At 71.1% G+C, this 22,690-nt stretch carries 1 protein-coding gene (cut by a window edge); it reads left to right on the top strand.

The genetic code is table 11. The features are described from left to right. The coding region annotated (locus ON34_RS23445) for a non-ribosomal peptide synthase/polyketide synthase (protein WP_040783099.1) crosses the window boundary (this coding region is incomplete at its 3' end): on the top strand, positions 1 to 22,690 show 22,690 of its 34,364 nt. Its footprint begins 11,674 nt before the window's first position.

Here is a 22,690-nt window from a genome sequence, read left to right as displayed (position 1 = left end):
ACGACGTGGTGTTGCAGAAGACCCCGGCGACGTTCGACGTGTCGGTGTGGGAGTTCTTCTGGCCGTTGCAGGTGGGTGCGCGGCTGGTGGTCGCGAAGCCGGACGGTCATCGCGATCCCGCGTACCTGGCCGGGCTGATCGTCGACGAGCAGGTCACCACGGTGCACTTCGTGCCGTCGATGCTGTCGGTGTTCGTCGCGGAGGAGCGCGCGGCCGAATGCACGAGTCTGCGTAATGTCTTCGCCTCCGGTGAGGCGCTGCCCGCGGTGACCGCGCAGAAGTTGCGCGAGCTGACCGGCGCGCGGTTGCACAACCTGTACGGCCCGACCGAGGCCGCGGTCGACGTCACTTTCCACGAGGTGACCGAGGACGACGTGGTGTCGGTGCCGATCGGCGCTCCGGTGTTCAACACGCAGGTGTACGTGCTGGATTCGCGGCTGCGGCCGGTGCCGGTCGGCGTGCCGGGCGAGCTGTATCTCGCGGGCGCGCAGCTGGCGCACGGCTATGTGGGTCGTCCCGACCTGACCACCGAGCGCTTCGTGGCCAACCCGTTCGGCGACGCCGAGCGCATGTACCGCACCGGTGACCTGGTCGCCTGGACCGAAGACGGTGAGCTGGAATACCTGGGCCGCACCGACTTCCAGGTGAAGGTGCGCGGTCTGCGCATCGAGCTGGGTGAGATCGAGTCGGCGCTCACGGCGCTGGAATCGGTGGCGCAGGCGGTCGTCGTGGTGCGCACCGATGAGCGGACCGGCGACCAGTTGGTGGCCTACCTGGTGGCGGACCCGGATCGGGTGGTGGACGTCGAGTCGGTCAAGGCCGAGCTCGGCGCCCGGCTGCCCGGGTACATGGTGCCCGCGGCCTATGTGGTGCTCGACGAATTCCCCCTGAACGCCTCGGGCAAGCTGGACCGCAGGGCGCTGCCGGAACCGGTTTTCGAGGCCAAGGTGTTCCGCGCGCCGGGGACGCCGGTGCAGGAGATCGTGGCCGACACCTTCGCCGAGGTGCTCGGCGTGGAGCGGGTCGGCCTGGACGACGACTTCTTCGAACTGGGCGGCAACTCGCTGGTCGCCACCCAGGTGGCCGCGCGGCTGGGCGAGGCGCTGGACACGCAGGTTCCGGTGCGCGTGCTGTTCGAGGCGTCCACGGTCGTGGCGTTGGCCACGAAGGTGGAATCGGCTGCCGGACAGGGCGGCCGGGCGCCGCTGGTGGCGCGGGAGCGGCCCGAACTGGTGCCGCTGTCGTTGGCGCAGCAGCGGATGTGGTTCCTCAACCGGTTCGACAACGCCACCGCGGTGAACAACATCCCGGTCGCGCTGCGGTTGACCGGTGAGCTCGACGTCGCCGCGCTCGGCGCGGCCATCCGCGACGTGCTCGCGCGGCACGAGGCGCTGCGCACCGTCTACCCCGAGGTGGAGGGCACCGGCTACCAGCGCGTGCTGCCGGTCGGCGAGGTCGCCTTCGACCTGGTCGCCGAACCGGTCGCCGCGCAGGAGCTGCCCGCGCGGATCGTGGAGCTGGCCAGCGTCGGGTTCGACGTGACCGCCGAGATCGGGTTCCGGGCGAGCCTGCTGGCGCTGTCGGAAACCGATCACGTCGCGGTGCTGGTCATGCACCACATCACCGCGGACGGTTTCTCGCTGCGTCCGCTGCTGCGTGACGTGGTGCTCGCCTACACCGAGCGCGCCCGCGGCGAGGTCCCGTCCTGGGCTCCGCTGGAGGCGCAGTACGCCGATTACGCGCTGTGGCAGCGCGAGGTGCTCGGCGCCGAGGACGACGCGGACTCCGTCGCCGCGCGCCAGATCGCCTACTGGACCGAGCAGCTGCGTGACCTGCCCGATCAGATCGAGCTGCCCGCCGATCGGCCGCGGCCCGAGATCGCTTCCAATGCCGGTGGCACGCACAACTTCTCGGTCGACGCCGAGGTGCACGAGGCGCTGGCCGAGCTGGCCCGCGCCCGCGGAGTGACGCTGTTCATGGTCGTGCACGCCGCGCTCGCCGCCTGGGCGGGCAGGCTGTCGAACAGCACCGACATCGCGATCGGCACGCCGATCGCCGGTCGCGGGGAACGCGCGCTCGACGACGTGGTCGGCATGTTCGTCAACACGCTGGTGCTGCGCAGCCAGGTCGATCCCGGCGCCCGCTTCGGTGAGCTGCTGGACCAGGTGCGCCGCACCGACCTGGCCGCCTTCGCCAACGCCGACGTGCCGTTCGAGCGGCTGGTGGACGTGATCAGCCCGGTGCGCTCGCAGGCGCACCACCCGCTGTTCCAGGTCGCGCTGACCTTCGAGGCCGCCTCGGCCGCCGACCTGGGCGCGGTCGCGCTGCCCGGGCTGGATGTCGCGGTGGTCGACTTCGACCCGGGCACGGCGAAATTCGACGTGCAGCTGACCGTCGGCGAGGCCGCCGACGGCGGGCTGACGCTGTCCTGGAACTACGCCACCGACCTGTTCGATCCGGAGACGGTGGCCGCCTTCGCCGATCGTTTCGTGCGCATCCTGCGCGGTGTCGCCGAGGACCCGGAGATCGCGGTCGGCGATATCGATCTGCTCGGTGAGAGCGAGCGTCTGGATGTGTCGCAGCGCTGGGTGTCCTCCGGCGCCGACGCCGCCGGTACGGGCGCGTTCGCGGCGGCTGAGGCGACCTTGGTCAGCCTGTTCGACGCCGCTGTGGCCGCGCACCCGAACCGCGTCGCGGCCCGCTTCGGCGTGGAGACGCTGACCTATGCCGAGCTGGACCGGCGCGCGAATGTGCTGGCGCGCAGGCTGATCGCCGATGGCGCGGGACCGGAGACGCTGGTCGCGGTGATCCTGCCGCGGTCGCTGGACCTGGTCGTCGCGCTGCTTGCCGTGGTGAAGACCGGCGCGGGCTACGTTCCGGTGGACCCGACCTACCCGGCCGACCGCATCGCCTTCGTGCTCGCCGATTCCCGGCCCACCAGCGTGGTGCTCGATTCCACGGTGCAGGTGGCGGTTCCGGACGGGCTGCCCGCCGTGGTGCTGGACGGCTTCGCGGTGGAGACCGGCAACATCGAGGACGCCGACGACGCGCCGATCACCAACGGCGACCGCAACGCCGCCCTCACGCCGGACAACGTCGCGTACGTGATCTACACCTCCGGCTCGACCGGCCGCCCGAAGGGCGTCGCGGTCGCGCACCGCAACGTGGTGCGCCTGTTCGCGAACACCGACCGCGACTTCGGTTTCGGCCCCGACGACGTGTGGACGCTGTTCCACAGCTACGCCTTCGACTTCTCGGTGTGGGAGCTGTGGGGTCCGCTGCTGTTCGGCGGCACCCTCGTGGTGGTCGACTACTACACCTCGCGCTCGCCGGAACAGTTCCTGGAACTGCTGCGCGCCGAACGCGTCACGGTGCTCAACCAGACCCCGTCCGCGTTCTACCAGCTGGCCGAGGCCGACCGGAACGCCGCGCCCGACGCCGCGCCGCTGGCGCTGCGTTACGTGGTGTTCGGCGGTGAGGCGCTGGAGCTGCGCAGGCTGGCGGATTGGGTGGCGCGCCACGGCGATGCGGCTCCGCTGCTGGTCAACATGTACGGCATCACCGAGACCACGGTGCACGTGTCCTACCGCGCGCTGGACGCCGCGACCATCGCCGCCGCCTCCGGCAGCGTGGTCGGCCGCGCCATCGCCGGACTGCGGGTGTACGTGCTCGACAACCGGTTGCGTCCGGTGCCGGTCGGCGTCGCGGGCGAAATGTATGTGGCGGGCCCGCAATTGGCTCGCGGCTACCTGGGCCGTCCCGACCTGTCGGCCACGCGTTTCGTCGCCAACCCGATGGGCGACGTGCCGGGCGAGCGGCTGTACCGCTCCGGTGACCTCGCGCGCTGGAACCGGCACGGCGAGCTGGAGTACCTGGGCCGCGCCGACGACCAGGTGAAGGTGCGCGGTTTCCGCATCGAGCTCGGCGAAATCGAATCGGCGATCCTGGCCCAGCCCGGCATCGCCCAGGCCGCGGTGATCGTGCGCGAGGACCAGCCCGGCGATCAGCGGATCGTCGCCTACGTGGTCGCCGAACCCGGCGTCGAGCCGGTGCTCGACGCGGTCCGCGACGGCGCCGCCGAGCAGCTGCCGTCCTACATGGTGCCCTCGGCCGTGGTGCGGCTGGAATGGATTCCGCTGACCGTCAACGGGAAGCTGGACCGTCGCGCGCTGCCCGCCCCGACGGCGCGGGCGCGTGCCTTCCGCGCGCCGGTCACCCCGGTGCAGGAGACCGTGGCGGCGGTGTTCGCCGACGTGCTCGGCGTGGAGCGCGTCGGCGTGGACGACGACTTCTTCGACCTCGGCGGCAACTCACTGGTCGCGACCAGGGTGGTCGCCCGCATCGGCGCCGCGCTCGGCACGACCGTCGCGGTGCGCACCCTGTTCGAGGCCTCCACCGTGGAAGCCCTTGCCGCACGGGTGGAATCGCACGCCGACGGCGCCGCCCGGGCGCGTTTGGTCGCCCGCGAGCGGTCCGCCGACGAACTGGTGCCGCTGTCGTTCGCGCAGCAGCGCATGTGGTTCCTGAACAAGTACGACACCGCGTCGGCGGCCTACAACCTGCCGATCGCCATCAGGCTCACCGGCGCCTTGGACGTCGAGGCGTTGCGGCTGGCGGTCGCCGACGTGGTGCGCAGACACGAGTCGCTGCGCACCCGCTACCCCGAGCACGGCGGCACCCCGGTCCAGGTGATCGTGCCCGCCGAGGACATCGCCCTGGACCTGCATCCGGTTCCGGTGGACCCGGCTGGGCTCACCGCGGCGGTGACCGAGTTCGTCACCACCGGATTCGATGTGGCCGAAGAGGTTCCGCTGCGCACCCGGCTGTACGCGGCGGGCCCGGACGAGCACGTGCTCGTCGTCGTGGTGCACCACATCGCGGCCGACGGTTTCTCCATGGGGCCGCTGACCCGCGACGTGATGACCGCCTACACCGCGCGCAGCACCGGCGCCGCTCCCGGTTGGTCGCCGCTGGCGGTGCAGTACGCCGACTTCGCGGTGTGGCAGCGCGAGATCCTGGGCTCCGAAGACGACCCCGACTCGCTGCTGTCCGAGCAGGTCGCGCACTGGCGGCGCACGCTCGACGGCATCCCCGACGAGCTGGCGCTGCCCACGGACCGCCCGCGTCCGGCCGTTGCCTCGCACCGCGGGGCGACGCTGCATCGCGAGCTGTCCGGCGAGCTGATCGCGGCGCTGGATGAGGTCGCGCGGCAGCGCGGGGCCTCGCTGTTCATGGTCATGCACGGCGCGCTGGCCGTCCTGCTGTCGCGTTTGTCGGGTGGGGACGACATCGCGGTCGGCACCCCGATCGCGGGCCGAGGCGAGGCCGCGCTCGACGACCTGGTCGGCATGTTCGTCAACACCCTGGTGCTGCGTACTGCGATCGTGCCGGGTGAATCGTTCGCCGATCTGCTCGACCGGGTGCGCCGCACCGACCTGGACGCGTACGGCAACGCCGACGTGCCGTTCGAGCGGCTGGTGGAACTGCTCGCGCCGGAGCGCTCGCAGGCGCGCAATCCGCTGTTCCAGGTGATGCTGGCGTTCCAGAACCTGGACCGCACCACCCTGGAGCTGCCGGGTCTTTCGGTGTCCGCGTTGGACCTGGAAGAGAACGTCGCACGCTTCGACCTGCAGTTCACCCTCGCCGAGCACGGCGAAACCGGTTCCGCCGGCATGGCTTTGGCGCTCACCTACGCCACCGAACTGTTCGACGAGGCGACCGCGGCGGGCATCGTGGACCGCTGGCAGCGGGTGTTGGAGGCCGTCGCGGCCGATCCGGCGATCACCGTCGGCGCCATCGATGTGCTCGACGCCGCCGAACGGTCCGATCTCGTCGCCCGCACGGGTGCGGCGGCGACCCCGGCGCGGACGCTGCCGGACCTGATCGCCGAAGCCGTGAGCATCGACCCGCAAGCGCCCGCGGTGGTGTTCCAGGGAAGGAGTCTGTCTTACGGCGAGCTGGACACGCGGTCGAACCGCTTGGCCCGCCTGCTGATTCAGCGTGGCATCGGCACCGAGGATCTGGTGGCCGTCGCCGTGCCGCGGTCGGACCTGTCGTACTTCGCCGAATGGGCGGTGGCCAAGTCCGGTGGCGCGTTCGTGCCGATCGACCCGACCTACCCGGCCGACCGCATCGCGCACATGGTCACCGACTCCGGTTCGCCGATCGGCCTGACCGTCGCGTCGGTGCGCGCCGACCTGCCCGATTCGGTCGAGTGGCTGGTGCTGGACGAGCTGGAGCTCACCGAGTTCGACGATGCCGCGGTCACCGACGCCGATCGGGTGCGTCCGGTGCGGCCGGAGCATCCGGCCTACGTCATCTACACCTCCGGTTCCACCGGTGTGCCCAAGGGCGTCGTGGTCACCCACGCGGGCCTGGCCAACTTCCGGGACGAGCAGAACGCCCGCTACGACGTCGACTCCGACACTCGCGCCCTGCATTTCGCCTCGCCCAGCTTCGACGCCTCGATCCTCGAGTTCCTGCTCGCGATCGGCCGCGGCGGCGCCTTGGTGGTCTGCCCGCCCGGCGTGTACGGCGGCGAGGAGCTGTCCGAGCTGATCCGCACCGAGCGGGTCACGCACGCCTTCATCACCCCGTCGGTGCTCGCGTCGCTGGATTCGGCCGCGCTGGCCGGTATGCGGGTGATCGTGGCGGGCGGTGAAGCCGTGCCCGCCGATCTGGTCAGCAAGTGGGGTGGCTCGCCGGACGGTTCGGGCCGCCGCTTCCACAACGGCTACGGCCCCACCGAGACCACGATCATGACCAACATCTCCGACGCGCTCGCGCCCGGTGATCTGGTCACCATCGGCGGCCCGATCCGCGGCATGCAGTCGCTGATCCTGGATGCCCAGCTGCGGCCCGTTCCGGTGGGTGTCGCGGGTGAGCTGTATCTGTCGGGCGTCCAGCTGGCGCGCGGCTACCACGCGCGGCCGGGTCTGTCGGCCGAGCGGTTCGTCGCCAATCCGTACGTCCCCGGTGCGCGGATGTACCGCACCGGCGACGTGGTGCGCTGGACGCGCACCGGTGAGGTGGAATACGTCGGCCGCTCCGACTTCCAGGTGAAGGTGCGCGGTTTCCGCATCGAGCTGGGCGAGATCGACGCCGCGCTCGCTTCGCACGAGACCGTCGACTTCGCGGTCACCCTCGGGCTCGAGAACGCCGCGGGCGCGGTGTCGCTGGTGTCGTATGTCGTTGCGGCGCAGGGGAATTCGATCGACGTCTCGGCGCTGACCGGGCACGTCGAGGAGCGCCTGCCCGCCTACATGGTGCCCTCGTCGATCATGGTGATCGACCACGTCCCGCTCACCCCGGTGGGCAAGCTGGACCGCAAGGCGCTGCCGGAGCCGGTGTTCGCGACCGAGGTCGTGTTCCGCGCGCCGCGCACCCCGGTCGAGCAGACCATCGCCGAGGTATTCGCCGAAGTGCTCGGCGTGGAGCGGGTCGGCGTGGACGACTCGTTCTTCGCGCTCGGCGGCGACAGCATCGTCTCCATCCAGCTGGTGTCGCGGGCCAAGGCGCGCGGTGTGGTGTTCACGCCGCGGCACGTCTTCGAGCAGCGCACCGTGGCCGGACTGGCCGCGGTGGCGGAAACCGCCGAGGCGGCCGAGGCGTCGGCCGTGACGCTCGCCGAGCCGCCGGGCGGCGGCATCGGCACCATGCCGTTGACGCCGGTGGTCCGGTTCATGGCCGAGCGGCGCGGCTCGTTCGGCCGGTTCAACCAGACGCTGGCGTTGGAACTGCCGGTCGGCATCGATCACGCGGGCATCGCCGCGACGGTCGGCGCTGTCATCGATCGGCACGACATGCTGCGGGCGAGCCTGCGCCGCGAGGGCGACGACTGGGTCGTCGAGACCGCCGCGCCGGGCACGGTCGAGGTGGACGCGCTGATCGACCACGCCGAGTTCGACGCCGACGCCAGCGATGCCGAACTGGTCGAGATCGCCTCGGCCGCGCTGGACGAGTCGCTGGACCGGCTCGATCCCGCGGCTGGCGTGGTCATCCGGTTCGTGTGGCTGGAACCCTCGTCCGCCGATCGCGCCGGACGACTGATCGTCGTCGCGCATCACCTGGTGGTGGACGGTGTTTCGTGGCGCATCCTGGTGCCGGACTTCGTCACCGCGTGGGGTCAGCGCACCGCGGGGCGGACGCCCGAGCTGGTCGCGCCCGCGACCTCGATGCGCGCTTGGGCGCACGCCTTGGAGCGCGAGGCCGCCAGCCCGGAGCGGGTGGCCGAACTGGACTACTGGCGTTCGGTGGTCGGCACGCCCGATCCGCTGCTGACCGAGCGTCCGATGGACCCGGAAGTGGACACCTCGGGCGTCATCGAGAAGCTGCCGGTCGAGGTGTCCGCTGAGGTCACCAAGGCCCTGCTGACCACGGTTCCGGCGCTGTTCCACGGCGGCGTGAACGATGGCCTGCTCACCGCGCTGGCGCTGGCCACCGCGAAGTGGCGGGCGCGCCGGGTGGCCGCTCGGGGCGAGGACTCGCTGCTGATCCGCCTGGAGGGTCACGGCCGCGAAGAAGACGTGGTGGCGGGTGCGGACCTGTCGCGCACCGTCGGCTGGTTCACCGCGATCTACCCGGTCGCCTTCGACCTGTCCGGCATCGACGTCGACGCGGCGTTCACCGGTGGGCCCGCGCTGGGAGCGGCCGTCAAGGCGGTCAAGGAGCAGCTGCTCGCCGTGCCGGACAAGGGCATCGGCTACGGCCTGCTGCGCTACCTGAACGCGGAAACCGCCTCCGAGCTGCCGCACGAACTGCCCGGCCAGGTGAGCTTCAACTACCTGGGCCGCGTCTCCGCGGGTGACGTGCCCGAGTCGCTGCGCGGCTTCGGCTGGGTCCCTGCGCCGGAACTCGGTTCACTGGGCGGCGCGTACGACGCGGACATGCCCGCGATGGCGCCGCTGGACGTGAACGCGATCGTGGTCGGCGACAAGCTGACCGCCACCATCGGCTACCCGTCCACCCTGTTGACCGCCGCCGACGTGCGCGAGTTCGGCGAGTTGTGGACCGCCGCGCTGGAAGCCGTGGCGCGCCATGCCAATTCGACCGGCGCGGGTGGGCACACCCCGTCCGACTTCGCGCTGGTGCGCAGTACCCAGCGGGATATCGACGGCTGGGAGCAGCGCTTCGGAGCGCTGGCCGACGTCTGGCCGCTGTCGGCGCTGCAAGCCGGTCTGCTGTTCCACGCCCGCCTGGCCGCGAGCTCGGTGGACGTCTACACCGCGCAGGCGGTGCTGACCCTCACCGGGCGGGTGGACGCCGCCCGGTTGCGTTCGGCCGCACAGGCTTTGGTGGACCGGTACGAGAACCTGCGCACCGCGTTCGTCACCGACCGCGACGGCAACCCGGTGCAGATCGTGCTGGAGGGCGTCCGGGTGGCGTGGGCCGAGCACGACCGCACCGAATCCGGTTCGGCGACCGACCTCATCGAGACCGACCGCATGCGGCGGTTCGACCTCACCGCGCCGCCGCTGATCCGCTTCACGCTGATCCAGGTCGCGTCCGACCGTTGGCAGTTCGTGGTGTCCAACCACCACATCCTGCTCGACGGCTGGTCCATGCCGCTGCTCATGCGCGACCTGCTGGTGCTCTACGCCGCGCACGCGGACAGCTCCGCGCTGCCCGCCGCCCGGTCCTACCGCCACTTCCTGGAATGGACCCGGCAGCAGGATCACGCGGCATCGCTGGCCGCGTGGGCGCAAGCCCTGCGCGGCGTCGGCGAGCCGACCCTGCTGGCCCGCCCCGACGCCGGTCGCGAGATCACCTCGCTGTCCGGTGAGTACTTCTTCGACCTGGACGAGGCGGCCACCGCGCGGCTGACCGCGCTGGCCGGTTCGCTCGGCGTCACGCCGAACACCGTCCTGCAGACCGCGTGGGGCATCGTGATCGGCCGGATGACCAGCCGCGACGATGTGCTGTTCGGCACCACCGTCTCCGGGCGTCCCCCGCAGCTGACCGGCGTGGAATCGATGGTCGGCCTGTTCATCAACACCGTTCCGGTGCGGGTGCGGTTCGATCCGTCGGAGTCCGCGCGCGAGTTGCTGACCCGGACGCAGGGCGAGCAGGCCGACCTGCTCGACCACCACTACGTCGGATTGGCCGACATCCAGTCCGCCGCGGGCGTCGGCGGCCTGTTCGACACCCTCGTGGTGTTCGAGTCCTACCCGGTGGACGCGGCCGGTCTGCAAGCCCAAGCCGCGGACATCGACGGCATGGCGGTGGTCGGCCTGGACGCGGCCGACGCCACGCACTACCCGCTGACCCTGATCGCGCAGCTGGATTCGCGGCTGCGGGTGCGCGCGGGCTACCTGCGCGACCTGTTCGACGAGCAGACGGTGCGCCGCATCGCCGACCGCCTGATCCGGGTGCTCACCGCGATCACCGCCGAGCCCGACGTCTCGGTGGGCGACATCGAGCTGCTCGACGCCGCCGAGCGCGACCTGGTGGTGTCGGGCTGGAACGACACGGAATACGACGTGGACTCGGCTGTGTTGTCGGGCCGTTCCGCAAGCTCCACGGCCTTGACGCTGGTCTCGATGTTCTACGACCAGGTCGAACGCACCCCCGAGGCGACCGCGATCACGTTCGAGGGGACGAGTCTGTCCTACGCCGAGTTCTCCTGGCGGGTGAACCAGCTGGCGCGCTGGCTGATCGCCCGCGGGGTCGGCGCGGAATCGTATGTGGCGCTGGGCATGCGCCGCTCGATCGATCTGGTTGTCGGCATGTACGCCGTCGCCGTGGCCGGTGGCGCGTACGTGCCGCTGGACCCGGATCACCCGGCCGAGCGCACGGAATACATTCTCGCCACCGCTGATCCGGTGTGCGTGCTGACCTCCGGCAGCGATCTGGACATCGACACCGCGCAGGTGCGCATCGACCTGCTCGACCTGAAGGGGCTGTCGGAGGCGCCGATCACCGACGCCGACCGTCGCGCCCCGTTGCGTCCGTCGAACACCGCGTACGTGATCTTCACCTCCGGTTCGACCGGCCGCCCGAAGGGTGTGGCGGTGTCGCACGCCGCGATCGTCAACCGCCTGGTGTGGATGCAGACCGCCTACCAGCTGCGTGCGGACGACGTGGTGTTGCAGAAGACGCCCGCGACATTCGACGTGTCGGTGTGGGAGTTCTTCTGGCCCTTGCAGATCGGCGCTCGCCTTGTGGTCGCGAAGCCGGACGGGCATCGCGATCCGGCCTACCTCGCCGAGGTGATCAGCGCCGAGCGGGTGAGCGTCACCCACTTCGTGCCGTCCATGCTCGCGGTGTTCGTCGCCGATGCCGCCGCCGCGCGGTGCACATCGCTGCGGTTGGTGTTCGCCTCCGGTGAGGCGCTGCCGCCCAAGCCCGCGCACCGGTTGCGTGAGCTGACCGGCGCCGCGCTGCACAACCTGTACGGTCCGACCGAGGCCGCGGTCGACGTCACCTTCCACGAGGTCGTCGACGCCGACACCGAGACGGTGCCGATCGGCGCCCCGGTGTTCAACACCCAGGTCTACGTTTTGGACGCGCGCCTGCGTCCGGTTCCGGTGGGTGTCGCGGGTGAGCTGTATCTCGCGGGCGCCCAGCTCGCGCGCGGTTACGTCGCGCGTCCGGACCTGACCGGCGACCGGTTCGTCGCCAACCCGTACGGACAGCCCGGCGCGCGGATGTACCGCACCGGCGACCTGGTGGCCTGGACCGAGCACGGTGAGCTGGAGTACCTGGGCCGCACCGACTTCCAGGTGAAGCTGCGCGGTCTGCGCATCGAGCTCGGCGAGATCGAGTCCGCGCTGACCGCGCTGGACGAGGTCGCCCAGGCGGTCGTGGTGGTGCGCTCGGACGCGCACGCCGGCGATCAGCTCGTCGCCTACGTCATCGCGGCGGCGGACGGTGTGCTCGACACGGATCTGGTCCGCGAGGACCTGGCCCGCCAGCTGCCCGCGTACATGGTGCCGTCGGTGGTGATCGTGCTCGACGAGTTCCCGCTCAACGCGTCCGGCAAGCTGGACCGCAAGGCGCTGCCCGCGCCGGTGTTCGAGGCCGCGGTGTTCCGCGCCCCGACCACGCCGGTGGAGGAGATCGTCGCCGCCACCTTCGCCGAGGTGCTCGGCCTGGAGCGGGTCGGCCTGGACGACGACTTCTTCGCCCTCGGCGGCAACTCGCTGTCCGCCACCCAGGTCGCGGCGCGGCTGTCCGCCGCGCTGGACACCGACCTCGGTGTGCGCGAACTGTTCGAAGCCTCCACGGTGGTCGCGCTCGCGGCCCGCGCGGAGACCAAGGCCGGTGCGGGCGCACGCGCGGCGCTGGCGCCGCAGCAGCGGCCCGAGCTGGTCCCGCTGTCGCTGGCGCAGCAGCGCATGTGGTTCCTCAACCGCTTCGACCCCGACTCGGCGGTGGACAACATCCCCGCCGCCGTGCGGCTGTCGGGTCTGCTCGACCGGCAGGCGTTGCAGATCGCGGTCGCCGACGTGCTGGCCCGCCACGAGTCGCTGCGCACGTTCTACCCCGAGGTGGACGGCGCCGCGCACCAGCAGACCGTGCCGACCGCCAAGGTCATCCCGGATCTCACCCCGATCGACGTCACCGAAGCCGAACTCCCCGAGGCGCTGTCGCGGCTGATCGGCACCGCCTTCGACGTCACCGCCGAGGTGCCGTTCCGCGCCAGGCTGTTCGAGATCAGCCCGACCGAACACGTGCTCGCCCTCGTCGTGCACCACATCTCGGCCGACGGCTTCTCCATGGGGCCGCTGACCCGCGACGTGATGACCGCCTACGGCGCCCGCGTCGACGGCGGCGAACCCGCCTGGCGTCCGCTGGAGGTGCAGTACGCGGACTTCGCGCTGTGGCAGCGCCAGGTGCTCGGCGCCGAGGACGATCCGAATTCGGTGATCTCCGAACAGATCTCGTTCTGGTCGGACACCCTGCGCGGGCTGCCCGAGCAGCTGGATCTGCCCGCCGACCGGCCGCGCCCCGCGGTCGCCTCCGGCCGCGGCGCCACCCACACCTTCGAGATCGACGCCGACACCCACGCCCACCTCGCCGAACTGGCCCGCACCAAGGGCGCGACGCTGTTCATGGTCGCGCACACCGCGCTCGCGGTACTGCTGTCGCGGCTGTCGGGCGAGGACGACATCGCCATCGGCACCCCGGTCGCCGGTCGCGGTGAGCGCGCGCTCGACGACCTGATCGGCATGTTCGTCAACACCCTGGTGCTGCGGACCCCGATCGAGCCCGGCGCGACGTTCACCGAGCTGCTGCGCTCGGTGCGCGCCACCGACATCGCGGCCTTCGGGCACGCGGACCTGCCGTTCGAGCGGCTGGTGGAGATCCTGAACCCGGCGCGCTCGCAAGCGCGGCACCCGCTGTTCCAGGTGATGCTGTCGTTCCAGAACACCGGCCAGACCTCCCTGGAGCTGCCCGGTCTGACGGTGAGCGGTGTCGATCTGCCCATCGACGTCGCCAAGTTCGACCTGCAACTGGTGCTCTCCGAGCGCGCGGCCGCGCCCGCCGGAACGACCAACGGCACCGGTCCGGCCCCGGCGGGCATCACCGCCGAGCTGATCTACGCCACCGACCTGTTCGACCCGGACACCATGACGGAGTTCGGGCGGCGCTTCGACCGGCTGCTGAAAACCATTGCGGCCGAACCGGATCTGCCGATCGGTGATATCGCGCTGCTGGACGAGCAGGAGACCGAGCAGGCGCTGCGCGGCTGGAACGACACCGCACGCGACCTCGGCCCGGCGAGCACGCTCGTCGAGGAATTCGCCGCGCAGGCAGCGGCCACACCGGACGCCATCGCCGTTGTCGACCCGGCCACCGGAACGTCGCTGGCCCACCCGTCGCCCGACCACCACCCTTCATCGAGTCGCTCCGCGACGCTGACGTATGCCGAATTCGCCGCCCGCGTGCGGCGGTTGGCGCGCCGTCTCATCGAGGCGGGCGTCGGCCCGGAGACGCTGGTCGCGCTGGGTATGCGCCGGTCGGTGGATCTGGTCGTCGCGGCTTACGCGGTGCACGCCGCCGGTGGCGGCTACGTGCCGCTGGATCTGGACCAGCCCGCCGAGCGCGTGCACTACGTGCTGGATTCGGCCGACCCGGTCTGCGTGCTCACCACCGCGCGGGACGCGTTCGACGGCGCGGGCCGCGCCACGCTGCGCGTCGACGAACTGGAGCTGTCCGGGTACTCCGACGCGCCGATCACCGACGCCGAGCGCATCGCGCCGCTGCGTCCGCAGCACCCGGCGTACGTGATCTTCACCTCCGGCTCCACCGGCCGCCCGAAGGGCGTCGCGGTGCCGCACGCCGCCGTGGTCAACCAGATCCGCTGGATCACCGGCGAATACGGCATCGGCGCGGACGACGTCGTGCTGTTCAAGACGCCCGCCACCTTCGACGTGTCGGTCTGGGAGCTGTTCGGCCCGTTGAGCACCGGCGGCCGCATCGTCGTGGCGAGCCCCGACGGGCACCGCGACCCGCAGTACCTCGCCGAGGTGATCGCGGCCGAGCGGGTCACCATGACTTCGTTCGTGCCGTCCATGCTGACCGTCTTCGCCGGTGGCATCGACCCGGCCGAGTCGGAAGCGCTCGCCTCGCTGCGGACGCTGTTCGTCGCCGGTGAGGCGTTCACAGCCGAAGCGGTCGTGGCGATTCGCCGCGTGAGCGACGCCGCGCTGTACAACCTGTACGGCCCCACCGAGTTCACCGTGCACGCCACGCACGGCCAGGTCGCCGACCAGGTGGACGGCGCCGTGCCGATCGGCCTGCCGGTGTGGAACGCGCAGGCATACGTGCTGGACGCGCGCCTGCACCCGGTGCCGCCGAACGTCGCGGGCGAGCTGTACCTCGCCGGTGACCAGCTGGCCCGCGGCTACGTCGGCCGCGCCGACCTGACCGCGGACCGCTTCGTGGCCAACCCGTTCGGCGCGCCGGGCGCACGGATGTACCGCACCGGTGACCTGGTCACCCGGGACGCCACCGGGGCCATCGAGTACCTGGGCCGCACCGACTTCCAGGTGAAGCTGCGCGGTCTGCGCATCGAGCTCGGCGAGATCGAGACCGCCCTGACGGCACACGAATCGGTCGCGCAGTCGGTCGCGCTGGTGCGATCGGACGCCCGCACCGGCGATCAGCTGGTGGGCTACGTGGTGCCCGCGAACGGCGCGACCGTGGACGTCGAGCAGTTGCGTGCGCACCTGTCCGCGCAGCTGCCGTCCTACATGGTGCCCGCCGCGATCGTCGTGCTCGACGCCATGCCGCTGAACCCCAACGGCAAACTGGACCGGCGCGCGCTGCCGGAACCGGCCTTCGAGGCACGGGAATTCCGCGCGCCGTCCACCCCGGTCGAGGAGATCGTGGCCGACACCTTCGCCGAGGTGCTCGGACTGGCGGAGGCGGAACGCGCCGTCGGCGTGGACGACGACTTCTTCGACCTGGGCGGCAACTCGCTGATCGCCACCCAGGTGGTCGCCAGGCTCGGCGCGGCGCTGGACACCAGGATCCCGGTGCGGGTGCTGTTCGAGGCGCCCACCGTGGCCGCGCTGGCCGCGCGGGTGGAGGCGCATCAGGGCAGCGGGCGTCGCCGCGAACTCGTCGCGGGTCCGCGTCCGCCCCGGATTCCGCTGTCGCTGGCGCAGCAGCGGATGTGGTTCCTGAACCGGTTCGACAACCAGACCGCGGTGAACAACATCCCGCTCGCGGTCCGGCTCACCGGAACCCTGGACGCCGACGCCCTGCGTCAGGCCGTCGCCGACGTGGTCGACCGGCACGAGGTGCTGCGCACCGTCTACCCGGAGACCGCCGACGGTCAAGGCGTGCAGGTCGTGCTGCCCGCCGGGCAGAGCACGCTCGATCTCACCCCGATCGAGGTCGCCGAGGACGAGATCCAGGAGCGGATCAGCGAACTGGTGCTGACCGGCTTCGACGTCACCACCGAGGTGCCGGTGCGGGCGCGGTTGTTCCGCATCGCGGGCTCGATGGACGGCTCGCAGCCCGACACGCACGTGCTGGTGTTCGTGGTGCACCACATCTCCGGTGACGGTTGGTCGGTGCGGCCGCTGGCCCGCGACGTGATGGTGGCCTACTCGGCGCGCTCGCGCGGCGAGGCGCCCGCCTGGGCTCCGCTGCCGGTGCAGTACGCCGACTACGCGCTGTGGCAGCGTGAGACGCTCGGCTCGGAGAGCGATCCCGGCTCGCTGATCGCCCAGCAGGTCGCGTTCTGGTCGCAGCATCTGGCCGGTCTGCCCGAGCAGCTGGATCTGCCGTCGGACCGCTCGCGTCCGGCCGTGGCGTCCAACCGCGGTGGCGTGTACGAGTTCTCCCTCGACGCGTGGCTGTTGCGCGAGTTGAACGCGCTGGCCCGCGCGAACGGCGCCAGCCTGTTCATGGTGGTGCACGCGACGTTCGCCGCCCTGCTGTCGCGGTTGTCCGGCAGCGACGACATCGCCATCGGCACCGCGGTCGCAGGCCGTGGCGAGGCGGTGCTCGACGACGCCATCGGCATGTTCGTCAACACGCTGGTGCTGCGCAGCGCGGTCGACCCGGCGATTCCGTTCACCGAGCTGCTCGCGCGCACCAAGGACACCGATCTCGCGGCGTTCGCGCACGCCGACCTGCCGTTCGAGCGGTTGGTGGAGATCCTGAACCCGGCCCGCTCGCAGGCGCGGCATCCGCTGTTCCAGGTGATGCTGTCGTTCCAGAACACCGGCGAGGCCGCGTTCGAGCTGCCCGGGCTGGACGTGGCCGGTGTGCCGCTGGACGTGGTGACCGCCAAGTTCGATCTGCACCTCAACCTCGCCGACCGGTTCGCCGCCGACGGGGGCGTGGACGGCATGACCGCCGAATTCGCTTACGCCACCGACATGTTCGACGTCGACACGATCGCGAGCATCGCGCAGCGCTTCGTGCGCATGCTGACCGCGGTCGCCGCGGATTCGTCCGTGGTGATCGGGGACGTGGAGCTGCTCGACAGCGTCGAGCGCGCCGACGTCGTCGAGCGGTGGAACGCCACCGCGCACGCGGTCGACCCGGACGCCACGCTGGTCTCGATGTTCGCCGTGCAGGTCGAACGGACTCCCGACGCGCCCGCGGTGACGTTCGAGGGGACAACTCTGTCCTACGCCGAGTTCTCTGCCCGAGTGAACCGCCTGGCCCGCCATCTGATCTCGCTGGGCGTCGGACCGGACGCGATGGTCGCGCTCGGCATGCGCCGCTCGATCGATCTGGTGGTCGGCATGTACGCGGTGAGCGTCGCCGGTGGCGCGTATGTGCCGCTGGATCCGGATCATCCGGCCGATCGCACCCGGTACGTGCTCGACACCGCCCGCCCGGTGTGTGTCCTGACCACCTCGCGCGACGAGTTCGACGCAGGCGTGACGCACGCGATCGAGATCGACGTCGTGCCGCTGGCGGACTACTCGGACGCGCCGGTCACCGACGCGGACCGCCGTGCGCCGCTGCGTCCGTCGAACACCGCGTACGTGATCTTCACTTCCGGTTCGACCGGCCGCCCGAAGGGTGTGGCGGTCTCGCACGTGGCGATCGTCAACCGTCTGGTGTGGATGCAGGACGAATACAGCCTGGACGGCACCGACGTGGTTTTGCAGAAGACCCCGGCCACGTTCGACGTGTCGGTGTGGGAGTTCTTCTGGCCCTTGCAGATCGGGGCGCGACTGGTCGTCGCCAAGCCCGACGGTCATCGCGACCCGGCCTACCTCGTGCAGGTCATCACCGACGAGCAGGTCACCACCGCGCACTTCGTGCCGTCGATGCTGTCGGTGTTCGTCGCTGTGCTGGATGCGGCGGCCGCGGGGCCCTCCGTGGTCACGCGAGCTACCGCCTCCAGGCCTGACGCGGCCGCCGAGGAGCGCGCCGACGAGTGCACCAGCCTGCGCAACGTCTTCGCCTCCGGTGAGGCGCTGCCCGCCGCCACCGCGCAGAAGTTGCGCGAGCTGACCGGCGCCCGGCTGCACAACCTGTACGGCCCGACCGAGGCCGCGGTCGACGTCACCTTCCACGAGGTGACCGAGGACGACGTGGTGTCGGTGCCGATCGGCGCCCCGGTGTTCAACACGCAGGTGTACGTGCTGGATTCGCGGTTGCATCCGGTGCCGGTCGGTGTCGCGGGAGAGCTGTATCTCGCAGGCGTGCAGTTGGCGCGTGGTTACGTCGCGCGTCCGGATCTGACCGCGGATCGTTTCGTTGCCAACCCCTTCGGCGCGCCGGGCGAGCGGATGTACCGCACCGGTGACCTGGTGACCTGGACGGCCAAGGGTGAGCTGGAATACCTGGGCCGCACCGACTTCCAGGTGAAGCTGCGCGGTCTGCGCATCGAGCTGGGCGAGATCGAGTCGGCGCTCACGGCGCTGGAATCGATCGCGCAAGCGGTGGTCGTGGTGCGCTCGGACGAGCGGCTCGGCGACCAGCTGGTGGCCTACGTCATCGCGACCGCGGGCCGTTCGGTGGACATCGATGCCGTGCGCGCGGAACTCGGCGGCGAGCTGCCCCCCTACATGGTTCCCTCGGCGTTCGTGGTGCTGGAGGCGTTCCCGCTGAACGCTTCCGGCAAGCTCGATCGCAAGGCGCTGCCCGCGCCGGTGTTCGAGACCAAGGTGTTCCGCGCACCGGGCACTCCGATCGAGGAGATCGTCGCTGGCACCTTCGGCGACGTGCTCGGCGTGACCCGGGTCGGCCTGGACGACGACTTCTTCGAGCTCGGCGGCAACTCGCTGCTGGCCACCCAGGTGACCGCGCGGCTGGGCGCCGCGCTGGACACCCGCCTGGCGGTGCGTGACCTGTTCGAGGCGTCCACCGTGGTGGCGCTGGCCGCCCGGGTCGAGCGCAACGCCGGGTCCGGCCGCAACCGGCCGCGGCTGGAGGCGACGCAGCGTCCGGCGCGTATCCCGCTCTCGCCCGCGCAGCAGCGGTACTGGTTCCTCAACCAGTTCGACACGGCCGCCTCGGCGGTGGACAACATTCCGCTGGCCGTCCGGCTGTCGGGCACGCTGGATGTGACCGCGCTGGAGCAGGCGATCAGCGACGTGTTCGCCCGCCACGAGGTGCTGCGCACCACCTATCCGCGCTCGGCGGACGGGCCGCATCAGGTGATCCGGCCCGCGGCGCAGTCCGCGGTGTCGCTCACCCCGGTCGAGGTGGCCGAAGAGGATCTGCTCGGCACCGTCATCGCCTTCGCGCTGACCACCTTCGACGTCACCGTGGAGGTGCCGTTGGCGGTCGCGCTGTTCCGTATCGCCGACAACGACCACGTGCTGGCGTTCACGGTGCATCACGTCGCGGCCGACGGTTCGTCGATGGGTCCGCTGGCGCGGGACGTGATGGCCGCCTATGTGGCCCGTGTGCAGGGTGAGGCCCCGCAGTGGCAGCCGCTGCCGGTGCAGTACGCCGACTACGCGCTGTGGCAGCGCGCGGTGCTGGGGTCCGAGGACGATCCGGAATCGCTGGCCGCGCAGCAGGTGGCGTACTGGAAGACGGCGCTGGCCGAGCTGCCCGATCAGCTGGAGTTGCCCGCCGACCGTCCGCGGCCGCCCGCGCAGTCGTTCCAGGGCAAGGCGATCCGCTTCGAGATCGACCCGCAGCGGCACGCCCGCCTGCACGAGCTGGCGCGCGCGCACAACGCGTCGCTGTTCATGGTGGTGCACGCGGCATTGGCCGTCTTGCTGTCTCGTTTGTCCTGCACCGATGACATCGCGGTCGGCACGCCGATCGCGGGTCGCGGCGAACGTGAACTCGACGACCTGATCGGCATGTTCGTCAACACCCTGGTGTTCCGCACTCGGGTGCAGCCCGCCGACCGCTTCGCCGACCTGCTCGGCGACGTCAAGGAACGCGACCTGGAGGCGTTCGCCAACGCCGACGTGCCGTTCGAGCGCCTGGTCGAGGTGCTCAACCCGGTGCGCTCGACCGCGCGCAACCCGCTGTTCCAGGTGGGTCTGTCGTTCCAGAACCTGGCCGAGACCACCTTCGAGCTGCCCGGACTCACGGTGAGCCCGGTCAACTTCGACTCGCAGCTGGCCAAGACCGACCTGCACGTCACGCTGTACGACCGGTACGCCGAGGACGGCACCCCGGCCGAGATCATCACCGAATTCGGTTACGCCATCGACCTGTTCGACGAGGACACCGTCCAGGGCTTCGCCGACCGGTTCCTGCGGGTGCTCGACGCCGTGCTGGCCGACGCCACGGTGCGGGTGGGCGAGATCGACCTGCTCGCGCCGCAGGAGAGCGAGCGCATCCTCACCACGTGGAACGAGACCGAGCACGCGGTCGACACGACCGCGACGCTGGTGTCGTTGCTGGATGCCACGGTGGCCGCGACGCCGGAGGCGGTGGCGCTGGTCGCCGACGAGCCCACCGGTCGGCGCCAGCTGACCTATGCTGAACTGGACGCTCGGGTGAACCGCCTGGCGCGGTACCTGATCGGCCGCGGCGTCGGCCCCGAGGACCGGGTCGCGCTGGCGATCCGCCGCAGCAGCGATCTGGTGGTCGCCATGTACGCGGTCGCGAAATCCGGTGCGGCGTATGTGCCGATCGACCCCGATCAGCCTGCCGAGCGGACCGACTACATCCTCGCCACCGCCGCACCGGTGTGCGTGCTCACCACCGGACGCGACGGCTTCCGCAGCTCCGCGGCCGACATCGTGCAGATCGACGCCCTGGACCTCGCCGAGTACGCCGACACCCCGGTGACCGCGCCGGAGCGGCGCGGCGCGCTCACCCCGGCGAACACCGCCTACGTGATCTTCACGTCCGGTTCGACCGGTCAGCCGAAGGGCGTCGCGGTGCCGCACGCGGCGATCGCCAACCAGTTGCAATGGAAGACCAGCGTTTTCGGTCTCGGCGCGGACGACGCGGTGCTGCTGAAGACCGCGGCGACGTTCGACCTGTCGGTGTGGGAGTTCTGGTCGGCCGCGGTATCCGGTGGCCGCCTGGTGATCTCGTCCGCCGACGGGCACCGCGACCCGGCGTACCTGAACGAGCTGATGCGTGCCACCGGCGTCACCACCCTGCATGTGGTGCCGTCCATGCTGGACGCGTTGCTCACCGAATCCGGTGGCCGCCTGGCCACCTCGCTGCGGCGGGTGCTGGCCATCGGTGAGGCGCTGCCCGCCGCGACCGCCCAGCGGTTGCGCCGCGACAACGCCGCCGAGCTGCACAACCTCTACGGTCCGACCGAGGCGGCGGTGTCGATCACCAGCCACCTGGTCACCGACGCCGACCAAGCGGCCGTGTCGATCGGTTCGCCTGAGTGGAACAGCCGGGTCTACGTGCTCGACTCCCGCCTGCGGCCGGTGCCGGTCGGCGTCTCGGGTGAGCTGTACTTGGCGGGCGCGCAGCTGGCGCGCGGCTACTTCGGCCGCCCCGAGCTGACCGCCGACCGGTTCGTCGCCGATCCGTTCGGCGCGCCCGGCACGCGGATGTACCGCACCGGCGACCTGGTGGCGTGGAACGCCAGCGGCGAGCTGGATTACCGGGGCCGCACCGACTTCCAGGTGAAGATTCGCGGCTTCCGCATCGAGCTCGGCGAGATCGAGGCCGCGCTGCTGCGGCAGGCCACGGTGAGCGCCGCCGCCGTCGTCGCGCACCACGACCCGAACATCGGCGACCGCCTCGTCGCCTACGTGGTGACCCGGACGGCGGACGCGCTGGACAAGCGCGCACTGCAATCCGCCCTGTCGGCGGAGCTGCCGTCGTACATGGTGCCGTCGGTGCTGATCGAACTGGACGCGTTGCCGCTGAACGCGAACGGCAAGCTGGACCGCAAGGCGCTGCCGCTGCCCACCTTCGAGAAGGCGGTGTTCCGCGCGCCGGTCACGCCGATCGAGCAGATCGTGGCGAACACCTTCGCCGAGGTGCTGCGCATCTCCGATCGCGAAGGCGCCGAGTCGAAACGCCTCGGTCTGGACGACGACTTCTTCGCCTGGGGCGGCAACTCGCTGCTGGCCACGCAGGTCGCCGCCCGCCTCGGCGAGGCGCTCGACACCCGCGTGCCGGTGCGCCTGCTGTTCGAGGCCTCCACCGTCGCCGCGCTGGCCGTGCGGGTGGAACAGCACGCCGACCTGGGCGGTCGCCGAGCGCTGACGGCCGGACCGCGGCCGCAGCACATCCCGCTGTCGCTCGCGCAGCAGCGCATGTGGTTCCTCAACCGGTTCGACACCCAGTCGGCGGCCTACAACGTGCCGATCGCGGTGCGGCTGTCCGGCGCGCTGGACGTGGCCGCGCTGCGTGCCGCCATCGCCGACCTGGTGAGCAGGCACGAGATCCTGCGCACCGTCTACCCGCAGACCGAGTCGGGTCCGGTGCAGGTCATCCTGCCGCCCGCGCAAGCGGTGCCGCGGCTGGAGGTGCGGGTGGTCGCGCCCGAGGACATCGAATCCGCCGTGGTGGCGCTGACCTCGACGATCTTCGACGTCACCACCGAGGTGCCGGTGCGGGTCGCGCTGTTCCAGATCGCCGACGGCGCGCAGACCGCGCCGGACGGCTCGGTGGACTACGTGCTGGCCATGGTCGTGCACCACATCTCCGGTGACGGCTCCTCCGTCGGCCCGCTGACGCGGGACCTGATGATCGCCTACGCCGCGCGGTCGGCGGGCGAGGCGCCGAACTGGGCGCCGCTGGCGGTGCAGTACGCGGATTACAGCATTTGGCAGCGCGAATTGCTGGGCAGCGAGGATGATCCGGAGTCGCTGGCCGCTAA

Origin of the sequence: Nocardia pneumoniae NBRC 100136, assembly GCF_000308755.1 — a bacterium.
GTDB lineage: Bacteria > Actinomycetota > Actinomycetes > Mycobacteriales > Mycobacteriaceae > Nocardia > Nocardia pneumoniae.
Note: the sequence above shows the minus strand (reverse complement) of the source record. Positions and strands in the feature narration are given on the sequence as shown.